The sequence below is a fragment of the Streptomyces sp. NPDC093089 genome (assembly GCF_044754405.1).
Classification (GTDB): domain Bacteria; phylum Actinomycetota; class Actinomycetes; order Streptomycetales; family Streptomycetaceae; genus Streptomyces.
The window spans coordinates 159,572-181,778 of the sequence record NZ_JBIVPA010000002.1; the positions used below are offsets into that span (position 1 = coordinate 159,572).

General features: G+C 72.3%; 24 protein-coding genes. 14 read left to right on the plus strand and 10 right to left on the minus strand.

Translation table 11 applies throughout. The features are described 5' to 3' along the window. Nucleotides 1-106: 106 nt before the first annotated feature. From ACIQFX_RS04260 to ACIQFX_RS04290, 7 genes are all read left to right on the plus strand, one after another. Nucleotides 107-1,318 carry a pyridoxal phosphate-dependent aminotransferase gene (locus ACIQFX_RS04260; protein ID WP_402458808.1) on the plus strand — a complete coding sequence of 404 codons (1,212 nt, stop codon included), beginning with the start codon at nt 107-109 and terminating at the stop codon, nt 1,316-1,318. 98 nt (nt 1,319-1,416) lie between these two features. Further along, complete coding sequence (locus ACIQFX_RS04265) at nt 1,417-1,806, plus strand: hypothetical protein (protein ID WP_402458810.1); 390 nt, start codon at nt 1,417-1,419, stop codon at nt 1,804-1,806. Between the two features lie 287 nt (nt 1,807-2,093). After that, complete coding sequence (locus ACIQFX_RS04270; RefSeq protein WP_402458812.1) at nt 2,094-3,230, plus strand: hypothetical protein; 1,137 nt, start codon at nt 2,094-2,096, stop codon at nt 3,228-3,230. Beyond that, on the plus strand, nt 3,227-4,438 hold the full coding sequence (locus tag ACIQFX_RS04275; protein WP_402458813.1) for a toxic anion resistance protein: 1,212 nt from the start codon (nt 3,227-3,229) through the stop codon (nt 4,436-4,438). Before ACIQFX_RS04270 ends, ACIQFX_RS04275 begins: the two co-directional genes overlap by 4 nt. Beyond that, nucleotides 4,435-6,108, plus strand: a complete 1,674-nt coding sequence (locus ACIQFX_RS04280; RefSeq protein ID WP_402458815.1) for a substrate-binding domain-containing protein — start codon at nt 4,435-4,437, stop codon at nt 6,106-6,108. Before ACIQFX_RS04275 ends, ACIQFX_RS04280 begins: the two co-directional genes overlap by 4 nt. Next, nucleotides 6,095-6,685: a hypothetical protein gene (locus ACIQFX_RS04285; protein ID WP_402458816.1), complete on the plus strand. Its 591-nt coding sequence runs from the start codon at nt 6,095-6,097 to the stop codon at nt 6,683-6,685. The genes ACIQFX_RS04280 and ACIQFX_RS04285 overlap by 14 nt, the downstream gene beginning before the upstream one ends. Before the next feature lie 34 nt (nt 6,686-6,719). Further along, the gene (locus ACIQFX_RS04290; protein WP_402458818.1) at nt 6,720-7,661 is read left to right on the plus strand and encodes a poly-gamma-glutamate hydrolase family protein; all 942 of its coding nucleotides are present in this window, start codon (nt 6,720-6,722) and stop codon (nt 7,659-7,661) included. Between the two features lie 133 nt (nt 7,662-7,794). Here the strand turns inward: ACIQFX_RS04290 and ACIQFX_RS04295 are convergent, their stop codons facing one another. Further along, nucleotides 7,795-9,618 (minus strand): phosphoenolpyruvate carboxykinase (GTP), encoded by a 1,824-nt coding sequence (locus tag ACIQFX_RS04295; protein ID WP_402458820.1) that lies wholly within the window; start codon nt 9,616-9,618, stop codon nt 7,795-7,797. Nucleotides 9,619-9,815: 197 nt separating this feature from the next. Here ACIQFX_RS04295 and ACIQFX_RS04300 point away from each other — a divergent pair, with 197 nt between their 5' ends. Continuing rightward, a complete protein-coding gene (locus ACIQFX_RS04300) occupies nt 9,816-10,502 on the plus strand; it encodes a hemolysin III family protein (RefSeq protein ID WP_402458822.1) in 687 nt (228 codons plus the stop codon). Nucleotides 10,503-10,520: 18 nt separating this feature from the next. After that, complete coding sequence (locus tag ACIQFX_RS04305) at nt 10,521-11,138, plus strand: TetR family transcriptional regulator (protein ID WP_402458823.1); 618 nt, start codon at nt 10,521-10,523, stop codon at nt 11,136-11,138. On the opposite strand, the gene ACIQFX_RS04310 is transcribed toward ACIQFX_RS04305, so the two are convergent. From ACIQFX_RS04310 to ACIQFX_RS04320, 3 genes are read right to left on the minus strand one after another with little or no spacing between them, the layout of a single operon-like run. Continuing rightward, complete coding sequence (locus tag ACIQFX_RS04310) at nt 11,101-12,132, minus strand: glycoside hydrolase family 26 protein (protein WP_402458824.1); 1,032 nt, start codon at nt 12,130-12,132, stop codon at nt 11,101-11,103. The two genes, ACIQFX_RS04305 and ACIQFX_RS04310, sit on opposite strands and share 38 nt — an antisense overlap. Before the next feature lies 1 nt (nt 12,133). After that, entirely contained in the window at nt 12,134-12,784 is a 651-nt protein-coding gene (locus ACIQFX_RS04315) for a vitamin K epoxide reductase family protein (protein ID WP_402458826.1), read from the minus strand. 19 nt (nt 12,785-12,803) lie between these two features. Further along, complete coding sequence (locus ACIQFX_RS04320) at nt 12,804-13,307, minus strand: DUF5949 family protein (RefSeq protein WP_402458828.1); 504 nt, start codon at nt 13,305-13,307, stop codon at nt 12,804-12,806. Between the two features lie 149 nt (nt 13,308-13,456). On the opposite strand from ACIQFX_RS04320, the gene ACIQFX_RS04325 reads away from it, so the two are divergent. Together ACIQFX_RS04325 and ACIQFX_RS04330 are read left to right on the plus strand one after the other, a co-directional pair. Continuing rightward, nucleotides 13,457-13,858, plus strand: a complete 402-nt coding sequence (locus ACIQFX_RS04325) for a tyrosinase family oxidase copper chaperone (protein WP_402458829.1) — start codon at nt 13,457-13,459, stop codon at nt 13,856-13,858. Next, on the plus strand, nt 13,842-14,708 hold the full coding sequence (locus ACIQFX_RS04330) for a tyrosinase family protein (protein ID WP_402458831.1): 867 nt from the start codon (nt 13,842-13,844) through the stop codon (nt 14,706-14,708). The genes ACIQFX_RS04325 and ACIQFX_RS04330 overlap by 17 nt, the downstream gene beginning before the upstream one ends. Before the next feature lie 68 nt (nt 14,709-14,776). On the opposite strand, the gene ACIQFX_RS04335 is transcribed toward ACIQFX_RS04330, so the two are convergent. The 6 genes from ACIQFX_RS04335 to ACIQFX_RS04360 form a co-directional block, all read right to left on the minus strand. Further along, a complete protein-coding gene (locus ACIQFX_RS04335; RefSeq protein ID WP_367821431.1) occupies nt 14,777-15,055 on the minus strand; it encodes a chaplin in 279 nt (92 codons plus the stop codon). 275 nt (nt 15,056-15,330) lie between these two features. Next, a complete protein-coding gene (locus ACIQFX_RS04340) occupies nt 15,331-15,843 on the minus strand; it encodes a hypothetical protein (protein WP_402458833.1) in 513 nt (170 codons plus the stop codon). 114 nt (nt 15,844-15,957) lie between these two features. Further along, nucleotides 15,958-16,734 (minus strand): hypothetical protein, encoded by a 777-nt coding sequence (locus ACIQFX_RS04345; protein WP_402458835.1) that lies wholly within the window; start codon nt 16,732-16,734, stop codon nt 15,958-15,960. A gap of 233 nt (nt 16,735-16,967) precedes the next feature. Next, nucleotides 16,968-17,249 (minus strand): hypothetical protein, encoded by a 282-nt coding sequence (locus tag ACIQFX_RS04350; protein WP_366308516.1) that lies wholly within the window; start codon nt 17,247-17,249, stop codon nt 16,968-16,970. Nucleotides 17,250-17,474: 225 nt separating this feature from the next. Beyond that, on the minus strand, nt 17,475-18,380 hold the full coding sequence (locus tag ACIQFX_RS04355; protein ID WP_402458837.1) for a hypothetical protein: 906 nt from the start codon (nt 18,378-18,380) through the stop codon (nt 17,475-17,477). A 276-nt stretch (nt 18,381-18,656) separates the two neighbouring features. Next, the gene (locus ACIQFX_RS04360) at nt 18,657-18,896 is read right to left on the minus strand and encodes a chaplin (protein ID WP_056551723.1); all 240 of its coding nucleotides are present in this window, start codon (nt 18,894-18,896) and stop codon (nt 18,657-18,659) included. A 520-nt stretch (nt 18,897-19,416) separates the two neighbouring features. On the opposite strand from ACIQFX_RS04360, the gene ACIQFX_RS04365 reads away from it, so the two are divergent. From ACIQFX_RS04365 to ACIQFX_RS04375, 3 genes are read left to right on the plus strand one after another with little or no spacing between them, the layout of a single operon-like run. After that, the gene (locus tag ACIQFX_RS04365; RefSeq protein WP_402458839.1) at nt 19,417-19,620 is read left to right on the plus strand and encodes a hypothetical protein; all 204 of its coding nucleotides are present in this window, start codon (nt 19,417-19,419) and stop codon (nt 19,618-19,620) included. Nucleotide 19,621: 1 nt separating this feature from the next. Beyond that, a complete protein-coding gene (locus ACIQFX_RS04370; protein ID WP_402458841.1) occupies nt 19,622-20,758 on the plus strand; it encodes a glycosyltransferase in 1,137 nt (378 codons plus the stop codon). Then, a complete protein-coding gene (locus tag ACIQFX_RS04375; RefSeq protein WP_402458843.1) occupies nt 20,755-22,206 on the plus strand; it encodes a sugar transferase in 1,452 nt (483 codons plus the stop codon). Before ACIQFX_RS04370 ends, ACIQFX_RS04375 begins: the two co-directional genes overlap by 4 nt. Nucleotide 22,207: the final 1 nt, after the last annotated feature.

Sequence of the window (22,207 nt, forward strand, 5' to 3'; positions counted from 1 at the left end):
CCACACACATTCCGGACAAGCTTCCGGCGTCGTGGCGACATGCCGGGGTGTCCGACGTGTCCCAAAACACGAGGCGTCCCCGCCCACCCCGCCGTAAGCTCTCGACATGCAGGTGATCCAGTCCACGAAGCTCGCCAACGTCTGTTACGAAATCCGGGGCCCGGTGCTCGAAGAGGCGATGCGGCTTGAGGCCGCGGGTCATCGCATCCTCAAGCTCAACACGGGCAACCCGGCCGCCTTCGGCTTCGAGTGCCCGCCGGCCATCCTCGAGGACGTGCTGCGCAACCTCTCCGAGGCACACGGCTACGGCGACGCGAAGGGCCTGCTGTCGGCCCGCCGGGCGATCATGAGCCACTACGAGACCAAGGGCATCCCCCTCTCGGTCGAGGACATCTACCTGGGCAACGGCGTCTCCGAGCTGATCCAGATGGCGATGCAGGCGCTCCTCGACGACGGCGACGAGGTCCTCGTCCCGGCTCCGGACTATCCGCTGTGGACGGCCTCGGTGTCACTCGCGGGCGGCACGGCCGTGCACTACCGCTGCGACGAGCAGGCGGACTGGATGCCGGACCTGGCGGACATCGAGCGGAAGATCACCGACCGCACCAAGGCGATCGTGATCATCAACCCGAACAACCCGACGGGCGCGGTCTACGACGACGAGATGCTGCGCGGTCTGACGGAGATCGCCCGGCGCCACGGCCTGGTGGTCTGCTCGGACGAGATCTACGACAAGATCCTCTACGACGGCGCCACGCACACCCCGACCGCCGCGATCGCCCCCGACCTCCTCTGCCTCACCTTCAACGGGATGAGCAAGAACTACCGGGTGGCGGGCTTCCGCTCCGGCTGGCTCGCGGTCTGCGGCCCGAAGCACCACGCGTCCTCGTACATCGAGGGCCTCACGATCCTCGCGAACATGCGCCTCTGCGCGAACATGCCGGCGCAGCACGCGGTGGCCGCCGCGCTGCAGGGCCGGCAGTCGATCGAGGACCTGGTGCAGCCCGGCGGGCGGCTCCTGGAGCAGCGGGACACGGCGTACGAGCTGCTGACGCAGATCCCGGGCGTGACGTGCGTGAAGCCGAAGGGCGCGCTGTACCTGTTCCCGCGTCTCGACCCGAACGTCTACAAGATCAAGGACGACCGGCAGATGGTCCTCGACCTGCTGCGGGCCGAGAAGATCATGGTCGTGCACGGGACGGGCTTCAACTGGCACGAGCCGGACCACTTCCGGATCGTCACACTGCCGGCGGCGGCCGACCTGGCGGACGCGGTGACACGCATCGGCCGGTTCCTGGACGGCTACAGCCAGCCGTAGGGCCGACACTCGACCGACACCCGGACAGCAATCGGACAGCACTCAACTTTAGACCGAATCTAAGCTAGGATGGCTTTCGAGCAATCAGGAGGCCATCCATGTACGAACCGATCCGCACCAAGTCGGTCCACCGGATGGCCGACGACGACCACGCGTATCCGCACCGCTCCCGCGAGGAGGAGCTGGACATCCAGCTCGCCGGACACCTCGCCGCCCTGCTCGCCGTCACCGATGAGCTCGGCGACACGGAGGCCGGCGAGCTCATCGCCCGGCAGGTGGCGCGGCTGCGCGGCGCACCGCCCGCGCGGCACGCGGGCCTGAGCGGCTCGTCCGCGCCGGACATGCACCGCAAGGCGCACGCCCTCGCGGGCCGCGCACTGGTCGTCGCCGCCTCCCGGGCCGACACGGCCGCCGCGATCCTCGCCGCCGGGCGCATGGACGCGCACACCGCGGCACTGACCGGGGACACCCCGGTCGCCGCCCCCTGACGGCCCCGGTCCGCGCGGCACGAACCGCGCGGACCGGGAGCCACCCACCCGACGGGGAGCCGTCCGACCGAGCGCCATCCGACCGGGCGCCCACCCGACCGACCGGCCGCACACCCGACCGGCCGCCGTCCGACCGACCGGCCGCGCGCCCACCCGGCCGTGCGGCCACCCCATCGCGCACCCACCCCACCGGGAGCCACCGGAACCCCCGGGATACGGCACGCCTCGCTCCGGTTCGGTACCGGGATCGGCACTTCACCCGCCGTACACCCGACTCCCCCTGGAATGTGGGTTTCCGCGAGCACTCTGCCCGCGTGAGACGCATCCTGGGAATCGTCCTGGCCGTCCTGCTCCTCGGCGGCGTGGCCGCCGTCCTCGTGACGGGCGGCGACAAGGACACAGGCACGGCAACGAAGACCGTGCGAGGAGTCATCGGGTCGGAGAAGGCCGAGTTCTTCGCCGACCCCCACGTGGTGAAGGCCCTGGCCGACAAGGGCTTCACCGTGGGCACCGAGACCTCCGGGTCCTGGGACATGGAGGAACTGCCCCTCGACGGCTACGACTTCGCCTTCCCCTCCTCCAAGGGGCCGGCCGACGAGCTGCGCGCCAAGGCGGCGGCCAAGACCAAGGACAAGGCGGCCACGACCCCGCTGCGGCCCTTCTACTCGCCGCTCGTCGTCGTCGCGCACAGCGCCGCCGCCCGGGTCCTCGCCGACAACGGCCTGGCGACCCTCGGCCCGCGCGGGACGAGCGGCACCCTGAAGATGAACGCCTACCTGGACGCGGCCCGGGCCGACCGGACCTGGCAGCAGCTCAAGGGCTCGGCCGGCCACGCCGAGCTGAGCGGCACCCTCTTCATCGCCTCCACCGACCCGGTCGCCTCCAACTCCGGCGCCCTCTACCTCGCCGCCGCGAGCTACGTCGCGGACGGCGGGCGGGTCGCGGGCGACAAGGCCGCCGTCACCCGCACCGCGCCCCTGCTGCGCAAGCTGGTCCAGGTGCAGGGCGCCCAGCAGACCTCGTCGGACGGGCCCTTCCGGGACTTCGTCAGCGGCGTCGGCAACCCGCTCGTCCTCGTGTACGAGTCCCAGGTCGCCGCCCAGCTGCTCGCGGGCCGCCCCATGGGCGACCTCGTCGTCCTCTACCCGGACACCACGGTCAACAGCGACCACACGCTCGTCCCGCTCACCGAGAACGGCCGGGCGCTCGGCGAACTCCTCTCCAACGACCCCGAGTTGCGCAGGCTCGCGGTCCGTCACGGCTTCCGGCCGCAGGGCGCGGCGAGCGAGTTCACCACCGCCACGAACAGCCACTCCACCTACCTCAACCAGACATTGAGCGGAGTCCGCCAGGCGCCCGTGCCCACCAGCGTGGTGCTGCACGAGATGGCGCTGCGGGCCCGCGACCAGGGGGACACCGCATGACCACGCCCGAGGACCCGAGAAGAACGATGGCCCTGACGCCGCCCGAGCAGGACGTCCCGCTCGTCCTCACGCCGCCCGAGCCCGTGCCGGTCGTCCGCGCCGAGCAGGCCTCCGGCCTCGTGCCGCTCGACGATTCCGTCCGTACGGAGATGTCCCGCCGGGCCGCCGAGTACGTCGGCTCGCTGTCCGGACTCGACCCGCGTTCCCCCGAGTTCGCGGGCCGCATCGGCGAGATCGCGGCGCTCGGCGCCGGTGAGATGCGCTCCGCCGCCCAGCAGTCGAACCGGATGCTGGACCGCACGGTCCGCTCGCTCGGTCAGGGCGGCGGGGACGCCCAGGCCAGGGTCGGCACCTCGCTCGTCGAACTCCGCCGCACGGTGGAGGACCTGGACCCCCGGGACGCTCCCGGCAAGGGCGCCCGCCGCCTCCTCGCCAAGCTGCCCGGCGGGAACAGGTTCCGCGACCACGTCGCCAAGTACGCCTCCTCGCAGGCCACCCTGAACCGGATCGTCGGGTCGCTCCGCGGCGGCCAGGACGAACTGCGCCGTGACAACGCCGCGTTGCAGACCGAGCGGGGCCGGCTGTGGGAGACCATGGGCAAGCTCCAGGAGTACGCGGTGCTCACCGAGGCCCTCGACGGCGCGGTGGAGGAGCGCATCGCCCTCACCCCGGACCCGGCCCAGGCGGACGCGCTCCGCGCCGACGTCCTCTTCCCCGTCCGGCAGAAGCACCAGGACCTGCTCACCCAACTCGCCGTCTGCGCCCAGGGATACCTGGCGATGGACGTGGTGCGCCGCAACAACGACGAGCTGATCAAGGGCGTGGACCGGGCGGCGACGACCACCCTGTCGGCGCTGCGGATCGCGGTGATGCTCGCCTCCGCGCTGGAGAACCAGCGCAAGGTGACCGAGCAGGTGAACGTGCTGCGGTCGACGACCGAGGACCTGATCCGGGGCAACGCCGAGATGCTGGCCACCCAGGCCGGCGAGATCCAGCGGATCGCCGCCGACCCGGCGGTGGGCGCGGAGACGCTGCGCACCGCGTTCCAGCAGATCTACCGGACGCTCGACGCCATCGACACGTACAAGGTCCGGGCGACGGAGTCCATGGCGGCGACGGTCGAATCGCTCACCGGCGAACTCAAGGAGGCGAGCGCCCACTTGGACCGCAGCCGTCGCACCGGCTCCCTCGAAGGCGGCCTCGGATGACCCGTCCCGCCCGCCCCGCCCGCCGCGTCACCGCCCGCCTGCGCCGCACCGCGGCCGGCACCGTCGCCCGCATCGCGGGCGGGCGGGGGCGCTCCGGAACCTCGCGTGCCGCCCGCGGCGCGACCGCCGCCCTCGCGCTCGCGCTCCTCGCCGGCGCCTGCTCCGGCGTCGACGGGACCGACCGGCCCGACGAGCACGGCACGGAGTTCGCCCCGGGCACCCTCCGGGTCCTCGCCTCGTCCGAACTGGCCGACATGGAGCCGATCCTGGACTCGGCCCGCCGGTCGACCGGCGTCGCCGTCCGCCTGACCTACGCGGGCACGCTCGACGCCGCCGAGCGGATCGCGTCCGGCGAGGCCGACAAGGCGTACGACGCCGTCTGGCTCTCCTCCAACGACTACCTGCGGCTGCGCCCCGACACCGCGAAGAAGATCGCCGGCGAGACGTCGATCATGACGTCCCCGGTGGCCCTCGGGGTGCGGCCCGCCACCGTGACCCGGCTCGGCTGGGACCCGGCGAAGGTGACCTGGTCGCAGCTGCACGAGGCCGTCACCGACGGCGAGCTGACGTACGGCATGACCGACCCGAAGCGCTCCAACTCCGGTTTCTCCGCGCTCGTCTCGGTCTCCTCGGGTCTTTCCGGCGCGCAGTCCGCGCTCACCCAGGCGGACGTCCGGCGGGCCACCCCGAAGCTCAAGGAGTTCTTCACCGGGCAGAAGCTGACCTCGGGTTCCTCCGGCTGGCTGGCGACCGCGTACGGCCGCCGCCCCGACGTCGACGCGCTCGTCAACTACGAGTCGGTGCTCCTGACCTCGTTCCCGTCCGAGCGGCTGACGGTGATCCGCCCGACCGACGGGGTCGTCACCGCGGACTACCCGTTCACGCTCCTCGCCTCGGCCCGCCCGGAGGCGAAGGACGCGGCCCGCCGCCTCACCGACCACCTCCGCACCCCGGCCGTGCAGGAGCGGATCACCGGGTCCACGCTGCGCCGCCCGGTGGTCGCCGGGGTCGATCCGGCGGCGGCGCTCGCCCGGGACCAGCGGCGCGAGCTGCCGTTCCCCGGCAGCCGGGCGGTCGCCGACGGCCTGCTCGACGCGTACGACAACACCCTCCGCAGGCCCTCCCGGACGGTGTACGTGCTCGACACCTCGGGTTCCATGAGCGGCGACCGGCTCGACCGGCTGAAGTCCGCGCTCGCCGAGCTGACCGGTGACTTCCGGGACCGGGAGGAGGTCACGCTGATGCCCTTCGGCTCGACCGTGAAGCAGGACGAGGTCCGTACGCACACGGTCGACCCGGCCTCGCCGAAGGCCGCGCTCGACGCCCTCAGGTCCGACGCCCGCGGCCTCACGGCCTCCGGCGGCACCGCGATCTACTCCAGCGTCCAGGAGGCCTACCGCTTCCTCGGCAGGACCCCGGGCGACACCTTCACCTCCGTCGTCCTGATGACGGACGGCGAGAACACCGACGGCGACCCGGCCTCCGCCTTCGACGCCTTCCACCGCTCCCTCCCGGCCGAGCAGCGGCGCACCCCGGTCTTCCCGATCCTCTTCGGCGACTCCGACCGCGGCGAGCTCGACCACATCGCGAACCTGACCGGCGGACGGCTCTTCGACGCCACCAAGGGCTCGCTCGACGGCGCCTTCGAGGAGATCCGTGGCTACCAGTAACCGCCTCCTGCGGTACGCCGAGTCCCGCAAGAACCTCACGGGTTGCGCCTGCGGCCTGGCCGGCCTCGCCCTCGCCCTCACCGGCGCGGCGGGCCCGCTGTGGCCGGTCGTCGTCGCGGCCCTGTACGGGGCGGGGGCCCTGATCGCACCGCCCGAACGCCCCGACACCCCGCACTTCCCGAACGCGGACGAGCAACTCGACGCCCTGCGGGTCGACTTCGCCGCCCTCCGGGCGTACCTCGTCGAGGTGGAGCTGCCGCCGTCCACCCGCGAGCGGGTGTCCGCGCTCGACACCCTGGTCGAGGCCTTGCTCGAACCGGGCTGGGTGAGCGATCCGGAGCACCTGCACGTGCTCGCCCGCGCGGTGCGGCAGGACCTCCCGGAGGCCGTCGACACCTTCGTACGGACCCGGTGGTGGTCGCGGTTCACGCCGGGCACCGAGCCGCCGGAAGTCCACCTGGAACGCCAGGTGGCGGCGCTCCACGAGGAGGCGGCGGCGATCGCCGCCGCCCTGCGCGACGCGGAGGCGGTCCGCCAGGAGACCCACACCCGGTATGTGGAGGAGCGGGGTTCCTAGTGTGCGCAGTTGGGGTGCGAACTATGTTTCGATCATGACATTCTCGAAGCGCAACGCGTCCCGCCGCACGGTCCTCACCGCCCTGGCGGCGGCCGCGACGGCGGGCGCCCCGCTCCTCGGCCAGCTCTCCGCCGCCTCCCCTGCTCTCGCCACGGGGGAGAACGACGTGTACGACGACTACATCGACCTGTACACGAGCACGGCCAACCCCGTCGAGGAGGGCGTCGACTACGGCCGCCGCTACCGTCGCCACGACCAGTCGGACGGCTACCTGTCGAAGTGGGACAAGTACACGGCGAGAACGGCGGTCATGGCCATCCACGGCGGCCAGATCGAGCGGGGCACCTCCGAACTCTGCCTGGCCATCGCGGGATACGACCCCTCGGACGTGACGGACCCGCTCAAGCCGTCGCTGCTTCCCAAGGTCCACGACTACTGGATGTTCGAGGGGATGCGTTCGGAGAACAACCGCCAGCTGCACGTCACCTCGGTGAACTGCAACGACCACGTCGCGAACGTGCTCGCCACGACCCACTTCAACGTGCTGAGCCTGCACGGCTGTTCGTACGACGACCTGCACCTGGACGAGACGGCGATCTGGCCCGCGCAGGCCGACCGGAGGCTGGTGATCGTGGGCGGCCTCAACAAGGTGTTCCGGGACGCCCTGGTGTACGAGCTGAACACCGCGGGGTTCCGCGCGATCGACGCCCTGTCCGACAACTACAAGGTCCAGCTGGCCGACTACGCCGGCGCGTACGAGAAGAACATCTGCAACAGGACCCTCCTCGGCAAGGGCGCCCAGCTGGAGATCACCGAGGACATGCGGGTGTCCCTCTTCGGCACCGACGAGGCGAACTACAGGACGAGGAGCGGCCGCATCGCGAACTGGAACAACCCCCGCTTCCTCGGCTTCCGCGACGCCTGCCGCCGTGCGATCGCCACCGTCGAGTCCGGGAGCGACCAGCGGATCCTGTGACGTCCGGCCCCGGACGTGCGCCGGCCCCCGGAGCCTGAGGGGGCTCCGGGGGCCGGTTGCGTCGTGGTGGGCCGTCGTGACCCCACTGGTCAGGGCGGTGTTTCGGGGCAACCCACCACGAGTCTCGGGGGGACTAGCCGAGGCGCTCCACGAGCGCGTTGTACTGGTCCCACAGCTCCTTCGGCGTGTGGTCGCCGAAGGTGTTCAGGTGGTCGGGGACGAGGGCGGCCTCTTCGCGCCACACGTCACGGTCGACCTTGAGGAGGAACTCCAGGTCCTCGGCCGGCAGGTCCAGGCCCTCGGTGTCGAGGGACTCCGGGGTCGGCAGGATGCCGATCGGGGTCTCGACGCCCTCGGCCTTGCCGTCGAGGCGCTCGACGATCCACTTCAGGACGCGGCTGTTCTCGCCGAAGCCGGGCCAGACGAACTTGCCGGCGTCGTTCTTGCGGAACCAGTTCACGTAGTAGATCTTCGGCAGCTTCGCGGCGTCGGCGTTCGCACCCACCTTGACCCAGTGGGCCATGTAGTCGCCCATGTTGTAGCCGCAGAACGGCAGCATGGCGAACGGGTCGCGGCGCAGCTCGCCGACCTTGCCCTCGGCGGCGGCGGTCTTCTCGGAGGCGACGTTCGCACCGAGGAAGACACCGTGGTTCCAGTCGAAGGACTCGGTGACCAGCGGGACGGCGGAGGCGCGGCGGCCGCCGAAGAGGATCGCCGAGATCGGCACGCCCTTCGGGTCCTCCCACTCCGGCGCGATGATCGGGCACTGCCCGGCCGGCACGGTGAAGCGGGCGTTCGGGTGGGCGGCCGGGGTCTCGGACTCCGGCGTCCAGTCGTTGCCCTTCCAGTCCGTGAGGTGCTTGGGCAGCTCTTCGGTCATGCCCTCCCACCACACGTCGCCGTCGTCCGTGAGGGCGACGTTGGTGAAGACGGAGTTGCCCCACATGGTCTTCATGGCGTTGGCGTTGGTGTGCTCGCCGGTGCCGGGCGCGACGCCGAAGAAGCCGGCCTCGGGGTTGATCGCGTAGAGGCGGCCGTCCTCGCCGAAGCGCATCCAGGCGATGTCGTCGCCGATGGTCTCGACGGTCCAGCCGGAGATCGTCGGCTCCAGCATGGCCAGGTTGGTCTTGCCGCAGGCCGACGGGAACGCGGCGGCGACGTACTTGGCCTCGCCCTGCGGCGGGGTCAGCTTGAGGATCAGCATGTGCTCGGCGAGCCAGCCCTCGTCACGCGCCATGACGGACGCGATGCGGAGCGCGTAGCACTTCTTGCCGAGCAGGGCGTTGCCGCCGTAGCCGGAGCCGTACGACCAGATCTCGCGGGTCTCGGGGAAGTGCGAGATGTACTTGGTGGAGTTGCAGGGCCACGGCACGTCCTCCTGGCCCTCCTCCAGGGGGGCGCCGAGGGTGTGGACGGCCTTGACGAAGAAGCCGTCGGTGCCCAGCTCGTCGAGGACGGCCTGGCCCATGCGGGTCATGGTGCGCATCGAGACGGCGACGTACGCGGAGTCGGTGATCTCGACGCCGATGGCGGAGAGCGGGGAGCCGACCGGGCCCATGCAGAAGGGCACGACGTACATGGTGCGGCCGCGCATGGAGCCGCGGAAGATGCCCTCGGAGCCCGCGAAGAGCTCCTTCATCTCGGCCGGGGCCTTCCAGTGGTTGGTCGGGCCCGCGTCCTCCTCCTTCTCGGAGCAGATGAAGGTCCGGTCCTCGACGCGCGCGACGTCGGTCGGGTCGGAGGCGGCGTAGTACGAGTTCGGGCGCTTGACCGGGTCGAGCTTCGTGAAGGTCCCCTTGGCGACGAGCTCCTCGCACAGGCGCTCGTACTCGGCCTCGGACCCGTCGCACCAGACGATGTCGTCCGGCTGGGTGATCTCGGCGATCTCGTTCACCCAGGAGACGAGCTCCTGGTGCTGGGTGGGGACGGTGGTGGGAGCCGCGTTGTCGCGCGCCACGATTGCTCCTTGTTGAGGGGTTTTTTAGATGTATGCCCCGTGGGGGCCGCGACCCGGATGCTTCGTAGCTGCTCATCCGGTGCCGACCGCACTCATTTGATCATCCGATGGATCCGCCCATATGTCCAGGGGGGTGCACACGTGAGCATCGCCACTCGCATCCGGCACCTACGGGGGCGTAGGTACGATTCGTTTCCATGACTGCAGCCACGCCGGAAGTGACCCCGACCGAGCGCCCGACGTCGCTCCCGACGAAGCCCCGGCTCAGGGGATGGCTGCACGCGGGCATGTTCCCCGCCGTGATCGTCGCGGGTCTCGTCCTCGTCGCCCTCTCCGACTCGCCCCGCGCCCGGATCGCCTGCGGGATCTACGTCCTCACCGCCTGCATGCTCTTCGGCATCAGCGCGCTCTACCACCGGGGGAACTGGGGACCGCGCGGCGAGGCCGTCCTCCGACGCCTCGACCACGCCAACATCTTCCTGATCATCGCGGGCACCTACACCCCGCTCACCCTGCTGCTGCTCCCCGACTCCACGGCGAAGCCGCTCATGTGGGCGGTCTGGGCGGCGGCCCTCGCCGGCATCGCCTTCCGCGTCTTCTGGGTCGGCGCGCCCCGCTGGCTGTACACGCCCTGCTACATCGCGATGGGCTGGGCCGCGGTCTTCTTCCTGCCCGACTTCATGCGCGTGGGCGGCATCGCCGTCCTCGTCCTCGTCGTCGTCGGCGGACTGCTCTACAGCGCGGGCGGCGTCATCTACGGCATGAAGCGCCCGAACCCGTCCCCGCGCTGGTTCGGCTTCCACGAGGTCTTCCACTCGCTGACCCTCGCGGCCTTCATCGTCCACTACGTCGGCATCTCACTGGTCGCCTACCAGCACGCCTGACCTGGGACAATGCCATCCATGGCCGCCGAACCCAGCCCCCTCCCGAGCCTGCGCGAACGCAAGAAGGCGAAGACCCGCGCGGCGATCCGGACGGCCACCTACCGGCTCGCCGCCGAGCAGGGCTGGGACGCCGCCACCCTCGAACGGATCGCCGAGGCCGCCGAAGTCTCCGTCTCCACCGTCGTGCGCTACTTCCCGGTCCGCGAGGACATCGTCCTCACCGACGAGAACGACGCCGTCATGGAGGCCCGGCTCCGCGCCCGCCCGGCCGGCGAGGAGCCCCTCGAATCGCTCCGCGCCGTCGTCCTCGAAGCCGTCCGCGCCGCCTTCGCGGAGGACCCCGAGGCGGCCCGGCTGCGCGCCCGGCTGATGGTGGAGATCCCCTCCGTACGCGCCCGGCTCACCGAGACCACCGCCGCGACCGGCCGGCGCCTCGCCCGCGCCGTCGCCGAGCGGACCGGCCGGGACGCCGACGACCTGGAGGTACGGATCTTCACGGCGGCGGCCCTCGGAGCGCTGCGCGAGGCGGCCGTCTACTGGGCCGAGCGCGACCGCGCCGACGACCTGCCCGCCCTCCTGAACCGCACGGTCGACACCCTCAGGAGCGGTCTGACGGCGCCCCCAGGGCACGCCTGACGATCCGCGCCGACTCCGGATTGTCCGCGCACCCCCACACCCCGTGCGGGCAGTAGTCGGTGACCGTCTGGTAGACCGGCCGGTGCACCGCGAACCAGTCGAGCATCCCCCGCACGTACGCCGGGTTGTCCCCGTTCCGGAAGAGCCCCCACTCCGGGTAGGAGACCGGCTTCCCGTGCGCCGCCGCGAACCGCACGTGGTGCTCCAGCCCGTACTCCTCGGTCACCTGCTCCTCGAAGGACAGCCCCGCCGGCTGGTCGTAGGCGTCCATGCCGATGATGTCGACGACGTCGTCCCCGGGGTAGCAGCGCGGCCACGCCACGGCGTCGAGCCCCCGGCTCGGGGTGAAGTCGAACCGGAACCGCTGCCCCGCCACCCCCCGCAGCACCTCCACCACCCGCCGCCAGTACGCCTTCCAGGCCGTCGGATCGGGCCCGCAGCGATGGCTGTACGTGGTGCCGTTCATCTCCCAGCCCAGGACCAGGACCGCGTCCCCGAGGCCGTGCTCCACCAGCCGCTCCCCCAGCACGCGGAAGTGCCCGTCGAAGTCGCCCGCGGCGCCGCGGCGCAGCCCGGCCCGCACCTCGGCGTCCGGCAGCCCCGCCTCGTTGCGGTCGAGCATCGGCACGTTCAGCACGAAGAGGCGCCCGGGCCGCTCCGCCTTCCAGCGCGCCCACGGCCCGAAGAGCGCCGGGTGTCCCTCGATGTTGGACCAGCGGTCGCCCGGCAGGTACGTGTGCCCGACGCTCAGCGCGTCGCCGCCGAGCCAGGCCTGCACCCCGGCGATCCGCCGCACCCCGGCCTCGTCGGAGCCGGTGAAGAAGCCGGACGGCACCCCCGGCAGCGGCCCGGGGTCCGGGGTCGGCACGGCCCCGCCGCCGGCGTGCCGGTCCCCCGGCGCGAGCCGGTCGGGCACGACCAGGAGCAGGAGCACGAGAAGGGCCGCGAGCAGCACGGTCGGTGCGGCTCGCGGCCAGGAGCGGAAGGGGTTCACGTCAGCTCGTCCAGAAGTCCCACCACCGGGTCAGGATCAGCATCCCGATGATCCCGATGTGCAGGACGGGCGGGGCGAAGGCGAACTCGCCGAAGAAGGTCCGCAGCCCGGCCGGGGCGGGCAGGACGCCGTTGCGCACGTTCTGCGCGGTGACGTACCAGAACATGACGATGGTCGCGACCCACGCCAGGCAGCACCACAGGCAGAGCGCGTTGATCTCGTACAGCGACTGGTACATCAGCCAGCCGCAGAAGCCCACGCCGAACAGCATCCCGGCGTTCAGGCCGAGCCACAGCCAGCCCCGGTAGCGGGCCCCGGCGAGCAGCCCGGCCCCGACGGCGACGACGACGGCGTACGTGACGAGCCCGAGCATCGGGTTGGGGAAGCCGAAGACCGCCGCCTGCTCGCTCTTCATGACGTTGCCGCAGGAGACGACCGGGTTCAGGCTGCACCCGGGCTGGAAGCCGGGGTCCTCCAGGAGTTTGAACTTGTCGATCGTGATCACCCAGCCGGCGAGCACGCCCGCCGCCCCGGTGACCATCAGCATCCAGGCGAAGGCCCGGCCCGCGCCGTGCGCCGCCCCCGCCGCCTCCCGCGGGGCCCCGTCCTGCCGCTGCCCCGGCACCCCGCCCCGTACGTTGACCGTCGCCATGACGCGACCCCCTTCCCGCTCAGCCCTGGAGGCGGCGGACCGGCATCAGGACGTGGGCGCTGTCCGCGAGCATCTCCTCGTCGGAGACGAAGGCCCGCAGCCGCTCCTCGTCGACCGGCCGGCCGGGTACCGCCTCGGGCCACGGGCGCACGGAGCAGATGAGGTAGACCTGCCCGCGCTCTCCGGCGGCCTTCTGCCACTCGGCGGGCACCGGGCACTGCACCTTCAGGAAGGGCATGTTGAGGACGGCCGAGCCGCCCTCGACGAGCAGCGTGGCGTGGATCCCGGCGTCCTTCTCCAGGTCGAAGAGCCGGTCGCCGACGGACAGGCCCATCGACTCCAGGGCCGCCCGCATCGCCTGCTGACCGGCCTCCGGCCCGTCCCGGCCGTCGCCGAGCGAGTACGCCATGAGGAACGGCGTGCCGGCCGAGTCGGCGGAGGGCTCGCTGGACCACGGAATCACCGTGAGAGTTCCCAGCGGAGAGGCGCTGCGCGCCGAGGAAACGACGTTGGAAGTGGTCATGAATCGGATGCTAGTGCTCCAACCACCCTTTCCCCGCGCCGTTTTCACTCGAACGGCCGACATTCACGCCGCTGGCATTTCCGCCGCAACGAACGCGGGTTTTCATCGTTGTGCCCTGAGGGCATTAGCCGACCACCAGGAGATCACTCATGATCGTCCCGCGCCGCGTCGCACTGCGGTCCCTCTTCACGCTGGCCGTCACCGCTTTCACCGGCGGCGCCCTCGGCCGCATCGCGACCCGCACGCCGTCGGGCGCCACGCGCGACCCGCACGCCTTCGACGAGATGTACGCCGGCCGCCGCCTGCTCGGCTTCACCGGCCCGGACGGCGGACCCGTGGCGCTCGTCGACGGCCGGCCGCTGCACCTGATGCGCTGCGCCGACGGCGGTTACGTCACCCCGATCGACCACTACGAGTCCTGCCCGACGCCGCTGGAGGCGACCCGCGCGGCCGTGGACGAGCTGGGCACCTCCCGGCTCTCCCGGTTCGCCGGCGCCCACGGCGTCCACACCGACCCGACGGGAGGGAGCCCGCGTGGTGTACACGCGTAAGAACCAGCGCGACCTGACCGGCGCCGAGCGCCGGAAGTTCGTCGCCGCCGTCCTGGAGCTCAAGCGGACGGGTGTGTACGACGACTTCGTCCGCACCCACATCGACTACTACTCGGCCGACGGGGAGGGCCGGCTCCGGATCGCCCACATGACGCCGAGCTTCCTGCCCTGGCACCGCAGGTTCCTGCTGGAGTTCGAGCGGGCCCTGCGCCGCGTCGACCCGACGGTCTCCGTGCCGTACTGGGACTGGACCCGCGACAACAGCCCGGCGTCCTCGATCTGGGGCGAGGACTTCATGGGCGGCAACGGCCGCCGCGCCGACCTCCAGGTGATGACCGGCCCGTTCGCGCACTCCCGCGGGCGGTGGAACATCACGTACGCCATGACCGAGACCCGCTTCCTGACCAGGGACTTCGGCCGCCCCCGCGACCCGATCGCCCTCCCGACGGCGGCGCAGCTCGACGAGGTGATGCGGGAGCGGGTGTACGACGTGGCGCCCTGGAACTCGACGAGCGCCTCCGGCTTCCGCAACCGCCTGGAGGGCTGGGCGCCGGGCCGGGGCAACGAGCGGTTCCGGATCCACAACCGGGTGCACCGCTGGGTCGGCGGGCTGATGCTCGGCGGCGGCTCCGTGAACGACCCGGTCTTCTGGCTGCACCACTCCTTCGTCGACCTGGTCTGGTCGCGCTGGCAGCAACGCAACCCCGGCGCCGCCTACCTGCCCGCGGAGCCGCCGCCGCTGGGCGACGCCCAGTACCGCAAGGTCGCGGCCCGCCACCAGCCGATGGCGCCCTGGGGCGTGACGCCGGCGGAGATGTTCGACCACAGCAGGATCTACCGCTACGCGTGAGCCCCTCCGCACGCACGTGTCCCCCCGGCCCGATGGGGGCCGGGGGGACACGTGCGTGGAACGGGCGATCAGCCGCCGTAGCCGCCGTCACCGTTGCCGTGGCCGCCGTCGGCGTTGATGCAGGTGTTGCCGAACGCCGGGTTCAGCAGACCGATCACGTTGACCGTGTTGCCGCACAGGTTCACGGGGACGTGGACCGGGACCTGGACCACGTTGCCGGAGGCGACACCGGGCGAGTGGGCGGCGACGGCCTCGGCGCCCGAGTCGGCGACGGCCAGGCCGGCTCCGCTGAGGGCAACGGCACCCGTGCCGGCGAGAACTGCGGCAGCCTTCGCGATGCGAGACATCAAGAACTCCTTGGATGGAAAGCGACCGCAGGAATCACGGCCGTCATTCCCGTTCAACGCCCGTATCCGGGCCGGGTCACGGCCATTGGGCCGAACGGGAGGAAGGAAAATCGAAAGAATGGCCCGCGGGCCGAAATTCCGTCCGCCGCCGGATGCGACGGGACGGCCTCGGTCCGCGGGCCGCGGCCATGCGACAAGCCTCTTCTTGCAACGAGCGAGAGCCCCTGGGGTGGCGGGGAAGAATCGTGTCTTCACCCGCCCGGGGGGCGGTGGCGTCAGTGCCCGGCCGGCGCGACGCCCAGCTGGGGGTCGAGGGCTCCGCTGAGCACCGGGGTGAGGAGACCGACCTGAGGCTTCGCCAGGTCCGGCAGCCCGCCGAGCCCGTTGCCGCGCGGAGCCTCCAGCGGGTTGCCGAGGACGGCGCCGGGGGTGGCCGCCCTCATCTCCGAGTGCGGGCTGCTGAGCAGCGCCCGACCGGGCTCGCTGTCCTTGAGGACCTCGGGCAGCGGCGCGTCGACGACGGTGTTCGGCAGGGTGCCCGCGAGCGGCACGCTGGGCAGCGTGACGTCCGGCAGCGCGCCGACGCCCTTCTGGAAGCCGGTGGGCGCACCCGGCATCGGGACGGGAACACCGGTCGCCACGGTCGGCGCGTCCATCGGCAGGACCGGCTCCAGGCCCTGGAGGGGGACGATCACCGGCGCCTCGACGGCGGCGGCGGGAGAAGCCAGGGCGGCGGACGCGAGTGCGGTCATGAGGAGGCCCATGCCCGCGTGAGAACGCAGAGTCATGTGAGGTGAACGAGCCCCTTGGCCTAAACGTGGCGGTACTAACCCGTGTGCAGCAACGCGCGGGCCCTCACCGGTGAAGGCGAGGGCCCGCGTTGACGCGTACCGGCCGTCAGGTCAGTGGCGCCGGCTGATCCGTCCGCCGCGGAGGTAGACGACGCTGCCCCCGATGATCAGCGCGGCACTGATCGCGGCCGCACCCATGAGCGCGGGGCCGCTTCCCGTCTCAGGCAGCTCAGGAGGCCCGGTGGGCGGCTTCGTCGGAGGCGTCGTGGGCGGAGTGGTCGGGGGCGTCGTCGGCGGGTGCGTCGTCGGCGGGTGCGTGGGCGGGTGCGTCGGAGGCTTCGTCGGCGGATGCGTCGGCGGGTGCGTCGTCGGCGGGTGCGTGGGCGGGTGCGTCGGAGGCTTCGTCGGGGGCGTCGTCGGCGGATGCGTCGGAGGCTTCGTCGGGGGCGTCGTCGGCGGGTGCGTCGTCGGCGGGTGCGTGGGCGGGTGCGTCGGAGGCTTCGTCGGGGGCGTCGTCGGCGGATGCGTCGTCGGAGGCGTCGTCGGCGGATGCGTCGGAGGCTTCGTCGGAGGCGTCGTCGGCGGATGCGTCGTCGGAGGCGTCGTCGGCGGATGCGTCGGCGGGTGGGTGGGTTCGTCGCCGTAGCCGTCGGGTTCCTCCGCGTGGGAACAGAGGTCGCCGACGGCCGCCGCGACGTAGCCGCCGAGTTCCATGGTCTTGCCGCAGACGTCAGCCGGCAGGGGGGCCTGGGCATGGCCGACGGCGGGGCCCGACCCGTCGCCCGTGCCGGCGTGGGAGCCCGCGGCAAGGGCGAATCCGCCGCTCAGCGACAGGATGCCGGTCGCTGCCGCCGCGGTGAGTACTTTCCTGTTGATGATGGACCGCATACCGCTCTTCCTCTGGAGAAAAGGGAGAGACCGGCGAGGATCCCCCCTCGCTCCGACCGGCCTGCTCCACGCCGACGTTCGCGTGGGATTGGCCAGAGGGTATGGGTCGACATACGGCCTACCGCAGGGACCACACGGCAGCTGATCTGAAAATCATTCGATCAGCCGACCGTGGGAGACCGTGGCACCGGAGCCGTCGCAAACGCCCTGGGGGCAGGGGTACTGAGGTGGCGTCAGCCGCCGAGCGGGAGGCCACCGGGGACCGGGAGGCCGCCGAGCAGCGGGGCGCCCTTGGTGGTCTCGTTCAGCTGGGTGGCCGCGTCCGTGACGCTCTTGACCGGGGAGCCGTCCGTGGTGCTGCTCAGCACGTCCGTCTTCAGCCCATTGGCGGCGATCGCTTCGAGTCCACCGTTCAGGCTGGTGGGGGTCAGCGCCTCCGTGGCCATGGCGGGCGCGGCGGCACCCAGCGCCATCAGCGAACCGGCGACAACCGCGGCGACCTTGGTGGGCTTCATGGGGTGAATCCTTCCTCTGTGCTTTCAAGTCACTTTCTTTACAGGGTTCTTGGCCGAATCCTGTACGTCGTTCCACTTCTGTAACGAGGAGTGCGCTCCCCGGAAACTCCGGGAGGAAGGATTTCTCGACACTGCACCCGATCGATGCGGACCGGTGCTATTTGCCGATCGCACACGCCTGTGCCGGTCCGGCGGACGCCGGACCGGCACAGGGCGCGCGGGTGACTAGCGGACCGGCAGCGGGGGCTTGACCGGCAGCTCGGGCACGGTGACCGGCGGGTCGACCGGCAGCTCGGGCGGGTCGACGGGCAGCTCCGGCGGGTCCACGGGCAGCTCGGGCACACCGGCCGGGAGCGCCGGCAGGGCGGGCAGCCCGGCCAGGTCCGGCGCGGGGAGCCCGCTGCCGAGCACGGTGGCGACGGCCAGGTTGACCAGCGAGGTCAGGGTGGCGGTGACCTGGGGGACGACGCCCGCGGCGTCACCCGAGGTGGCGGCGGCGAGCAGCCCCGCGACCGCCTTCTCGACCGTGGCGAGCGCGTCGCCCACGACGTCCGCCGGAGCGGCCTTCGCGGACCCGGCCTTCACGGAAGCGGCCTTCGCACCGGCCGCGACGGGCAGGCTCACCGGCGGCTTCACGGGCAGACCCACGGGAGCGTCCACCGAGGGCGGGGCGACCGGCAGGTCGGCCGCGGGCGGGGTGGCGGGGAGCTCCGGCGGGGTGACGGGAAGTTCCGGCGGGGTGACGGGGACGTCGGGCGCGGGGACGTCGGGCGCGGGGGTGTCCGGCGCGGGGGTGTCCGGCAGCGGTGCGGGGGCGGTGCCCTTGGCCTGGTCGACGGTGGCCGCGATCTTGGCCTTGAGGGCGTCGGCGTCGGCCGCGGGGAGCTGGCCGGAGTCGGCCTTGAGCGCGGCGGTGACGAGTTCGATCACGGGGGTCGTCACCGAGCCCAGCCCTCCGAGCGCCTCGGCCTGGGCCAGCAGGGCGGCGGCTTCGGGGAGGGGTGCGCGGGCGGCCCGGTCGGCCGCGGAGGACGGGTGGTGCTCGCCGGCGACGGCGGGTCCCGCCGCGCCGAGGGTGAGGACGGCGGATATCGCCAGGGCGGTGAGACGGGGTGTAGCGAGGGGACGCATATGTGTTCCTTTTCCTTATGCGTCGGACAACTGCCCTCTCACCGTGCCTGCGGGTATAGCGCTACGCAACCGCGGAACTACTGAGCGCCACGTCTCCGTTCGAGTGAATCCGCCCCCGCGCCCTGACCCCCGAAGGGGCGTACGCCGTTGCACCGAACGGCGCACCCGCGTGCGGCCGAACGAGTACCGACCCAGTGACGACAAGGCAAAAGCCGGTGTGCCCGCCCCGGAGGGATGGGCACACCGGCTTCGGAAGGACCGATCAGGCGTGGCCGATCAGGCGTTGACGCAGGTGTTGCCGAAGGCCGGGTTCAGCGCGCCGATGACGCTGACGGTGTTGCCGCAGAGGTTGACCGGGATGTGCACCGGGACCTGGACGACGTTGCCGGAGCCGACGCCGGGGGACTTCACGGCCGCGGCCTCGGCGCCGGCATCGGCGGCGGCGGCACCGGCGGCACCGGCGACGGCGGCGGCGGCACCCACGGTCAGAACAACGGCCTTGGCGATACGGGACATGGAGAAGCTCTCCTCGATCGATATTCAACTCGGACTGCGCGGACTGTTCGGCCCGGCTCCCACAACAACGGCCCCGGTTTTCATCGGTTGCTCTCCCGAACGGGTGACGTTCAACCGATCTTTGGGCCATAGGGGGGCCATTCGAGCGACTGGGCGTGGAATGGCGCAACACGCACAACGAGGAACCTGCAACGGAGATACGGGAGTTAGCGTTTCCAGGCATCTAATGCTTACTATCGCCCCGCGTCGGGGTTATAACGTTCCCGAGCGTTGCTTCCGGGCCGGCCGCGCGTTCACCCATTTCGTGCGGACGACACCTTCCTCCCGCCCGGCCTTCTCGGGTCTTCCCTCTCTTCTCTCATCACAGCGGAGAACCTGTATGCGGAATTCTGCGATTCCAGCAGTGCGTCGCAGCGCGTTGTACGCCCGGCCGTGTGCGGCGCCGGCAGCCGTGCTGATGGGCACGGGCCGCCGGAAGAGCACCCGGATCTCCTATTCCGCCAATTCCGCGGAAGACGTCATGAACTCCGGCACCACAGAATTCGACGCCGGTCGTACGGTCCGTTTCCCCGATGGTAAGAACAACCCGGGGTGCGGCTCCGACGTCTTCGGCCTGCGGGCTGCGCCGGGCGAGGGGGGCGACCGCGTCGAGGTCCGGTTCGGCAGCGAGAAGGACGCCGTCCGGCCCGGTGCGCTCTTCCTCCAGGCGGACGTCCGGCGCTGACGTGCTGTCACCATTCGACACGGACCCCGCGTCCGTCACCGTCCTGCACGCGGTCCAGCCGGGCGACGGCGGGGTCGCCCGGGTCGTCGTCGACCTGGTCCGCGCCCAGCGCGCCGCCGGCCTGCGGGTCGCGGTCGCCTGCCCGCCCGGCACCTCCCTGTCCGCCGCCGTCCGCGCCGAGGGCGCCGACACCCACGACTGGCGGGCCGGCCGGGACCCCGGTCCCCGACTGGTCCGCGAGACGAGGGACTTGGCCCGGCTGATCCGCGCCGTCCGGCCCGGACTCGTCCACGCGCACAGCGCCAAGGCCGGGCTCTGCGCCCGACTGGCCCTGCGCGGACGGGTTCCGACGGTGTATCAGCCGCACGCCTGGTCGTTCGAGGCGGTCGAGGGGACCACCGCGGCGCTCGCCCGCCGCTGGGAGCGGTTCGGCGCGCGCTGGACGGACCGGATCGTCTGCGTGAGCGAGGCCGAGCGGCGTACCGGCGAGGCCGCCGGCGTGCGGGCGGACTGGTCGGTCGTCCACAACGGGGTGGACGTGGCCAGGTTCGCGACCGACGGGCCGCCCGGCAATCCCGCCCCCACGGTCGTCTGCGTGGGCCGGCTCTGCCGCCAGAAGGGTCAGGACGTGCTGCTGGCCGCCTGGCCCGCCGTCCTCGCGGAGGTGCCCACGGCCCGGCTCGTCCTGGTCGGCGACGGCCCGGACGGCGAGCGGCTGCGCGCCGCGGCCGGTCCCTCGGTGCGGTTCACCGGGGCCGTCGACGACACCGTCCCCTGGTACCGGGCGGCGGACGTGGTCGTCCTGCCGTCCCGCTGGGAGGGGATGGCGCTCGCGCCCCTGGAGGCGATGGCGAGCGGTCGGCCGGTCGTCGTCAGCGACGTGGACGGGGCGCGCGAGAGCCTGCCGCCCGCCCACGCACCCGAGTGCCTGGTCCCGCCCGAGGACCCGGCCGCGCTCGCCACCGCTCTGGGCCGCCTCCTCGGCCGGCCGGAGCTGCGGCACCGCCTGGGCCGGGAGGCCCACGAGCACGTACTCAGCAGATTCGATGTCCGGCGCACCGGCGCGGCCGTCGCGGACGTCTACCGCGAGCTGGCCGGAGTGCGGGGGGCCGAGCACAGAGAGCCGATTGCGCAGTGACCACGGAAAGTACCAGCGTTCCCTCCTCGCCGGGCCCCTGGCCCACGGCGGGCCAGGCCTTCGGCCTCGCCTCCCTCGCGCCGCGCCGCGGCACGACCGACCGGCTCTCGCTGCCGCGCCACCGCAGGGTGCGGACGCGCTCCGGCGTGGCGCCGCTCGTGGCCGTCGACGTCCTGGCCGTGCTGTCCGCGGCCGCCCTGCTCGGCGCTGCGCACCGCGACGTCCGGCTGCTGCTGCCGGTCGCGCTGCTCGTCCTGGTCCTCGACGGCCGCGCGGGGCTCTACCGGCCGGCCGCGCACGTCCGGGCCCTCGACGAACTGCCCGCGCTGGCCTCCCGCGCCGGGTTCGTCTGGTGTCTGGCGGCGGCCGGCGCCGCCGCGTACTCCCCGGCCCTCGCGATCGGGCCGCTGCGGCTCTGCGCCGCGTACGGCACGCACGTCGCCGTCGCGTGCCTGGTCCGCGCCGTGCTGCTGGCCCGGCGGCGCCGGATCGCGCGCGCCCATCCGCGGTCGGCGCTCGTCGTCGGCGGCACGGGGGCCGCGCGGCGGTTCGCGGCGGCGGTCGCCCAGCATCCCGAGTACGGGGTGCGGCCGGTGGGGATCGTCGGCGTGCCGGAGCAGGGCGGCGCTCCCAGGACGGCCGGGGAGGCCGGGCTGCCGGTCCTCACGACGACCGAGGAGATCCACCGGGCCGTCATCCAGAACGCGGTGCGCGACGCGGTGTTCCTGGACGACGACCCCGGTCTGATGACGCTGTTCCAGCACTACGGCTGCGCCACCTGGCGGGTCGGCGGCCGGCACCAGGACGGGCCGATGCCCCAGCACGTGTGGGGGTACGCCTGGCACCGGGTCGCCCCGCGGTCCGAGCGGCGCGGGGCGACCGCCAAGCGGGCCCTCGACATCGCGCTCGCCGCTCCGGCGCTCGCGTGCGCCCTTCCGGTCCTGCTGCTCTGCGCGCTCGCCGTGCGCCTCTCGGACGGTCCGGGGGTCCTGTTCCGGCAGGAGCGGGTGGGTCAGCACGGCCGGCACTTCACCCTCCTGAAGTTCCGTACGCTGCGGCCCTCCGACGACACCGAGTCGGCGACGCGGTGGAACGTGGCGGGCGACCGGCGGATGAGCGCGGCCGGCGGCTTCCTCCGCAAGAGCTCCCTCGACGAGCTGCCGCAGCTGTGGAACGTGCTGCGCGGTGACATGAGCCTGGTCGGGCCCCGGCCCGAACGCCCTTACTTCGTCGCCCAGTTCAGCAAGATCCACGCCGGGTACGCGGCCCGCCACCGGATGCCGGTGGGGCTGACCGGGCTGGCGCAGGTGCACGGTCTGCGCGGCGACACCTCGATCGAGGACCGCTGCCGCTTCGACAACCACTACATCGACCACTGGTCGCTCTGGCAGGACGTCTGCATCCTGCTGCGCACGGCGGCCGGGCTCGTCCGACCCACGGGGAGCTGAG

Coding starts and splice junctions, on each gene's coding strand:
- ACIQFX_RS04340 (WP_402458833.1), bottom strand. CDS start 15,843: ATGACTCTGCGTTCTCACGCGGGCATGGGCCTCCTCATGACCGCACTC.
- ACIQFX_RS04280 (WP_402458815.1), top strand. CDS start 4,435: ATGACCCGTCCCGCCCGCCCCGCCCGCCGCGTCACCGCCCGCCTGCGC.
- ACIQFX_RS04360 (WP_056551723.1), bottom strand. CDS start 18,896: ATGTCCCGTATCGCCAAGGCCGTTGTTCTGACCGTGGGTGCCGCCGCC.
- ACIQFX_RS04315 (WP_402458826.1), bottom strand. CDS start 12,784: ATGGCGACGGTCAACGTACGGGGCGGGGTGCCGGGGCAGCGGCAGGAC.
- ACIQFX_RS04260 (WP_402458808.1), top strand. CDS start 107: ATGCAGGTGATCCAGTCCACGAAGCTCGCCAACGTCTGTTACGAAATC.
- ACIQFX_RS04345 (WP_402458835.1), bottom strand. CDS start 16,734: ATGCGGTCCATCATCAACAGGAAAGTACTCACCGCGGCGGCAGCGACC.
- ACIQFX_RS04325 (WP_402458829.1), top strand. CDS start 13,457: ATGATCGTCCCGCGCCGCGTCGCACTGCGGTCCCTCTTCACGCTGGCC.
- ACIQFX_RS04275 (WP_402458813.1), top strand. CDS start 3,227: ATGACCACGCCCGAGGACCCGAGAAGAACGATGGCCCTGACGCCGCCC.
- ACIQFX_RS04350 (WP_366308516.1), bottom strand. CDS start 17,249: ATGAAGCCCACCAAGGTCGCCGCGGTTGTCGCCGGTTCGCTGATGGCG.
- ACIQFX_RS04265 (WP_402458810.1), top strand. CDS start 1,417: ATGTACGAACCGATCCGCACCAAGTCGGTCCACCGGATGGCCGACGAC.
- ACIQFX_RS04300 (WP_402458822.1), top strand. CDS start 9,816: ATGACTGCAGCCACGCCGGAAGTGACCCCGACCGAGCGCCCGACGTCG.
- ACIQFX_RS04335 (WP_367821431.1), bottom strand. CDS start 15,055: ATGTCTCGCATCGCGAAGGCTGCCGCAGTTCTCGCCGGCACGGGTGCC.
- ACIQFX_RS04355 (WP_402458837.1), bottom strand. CDS start 18,380: ATGCGTCCCCTCGCTACACCCCGTCTCACCGCCCTGGCGATATCCGCC.
- ACIQFX_RS04305 (WP_402458823.1), top strand. CDS start 10,521: ATGGCCGCCGAACCCAGCCCCCTCCCGAGCCTGCGCGAACGCAAGAAG.
- ACIQFX_RS04320 (WP_402458828.1), bottom strand. CDS start 13,307: ATGACCACTTCCAACGTCGTTTCCTCGGCGCGCAGCGCCTCTCCGCTG.
- ACIQFX_RS04365 (WP_402458839.1), top strand. CDS start 19,417: ATGAACTCCGGCACCACAGAATTCGACGCCGGTCGTACGGTCCGTTTC.
- ACIQFX_RS04290 (WP_402458818.1), top strand. CDS start 6,720: ATGACATTCTCGAAGCGCAACGCGTCCCGCCGCACGGTCCTCACCGCC.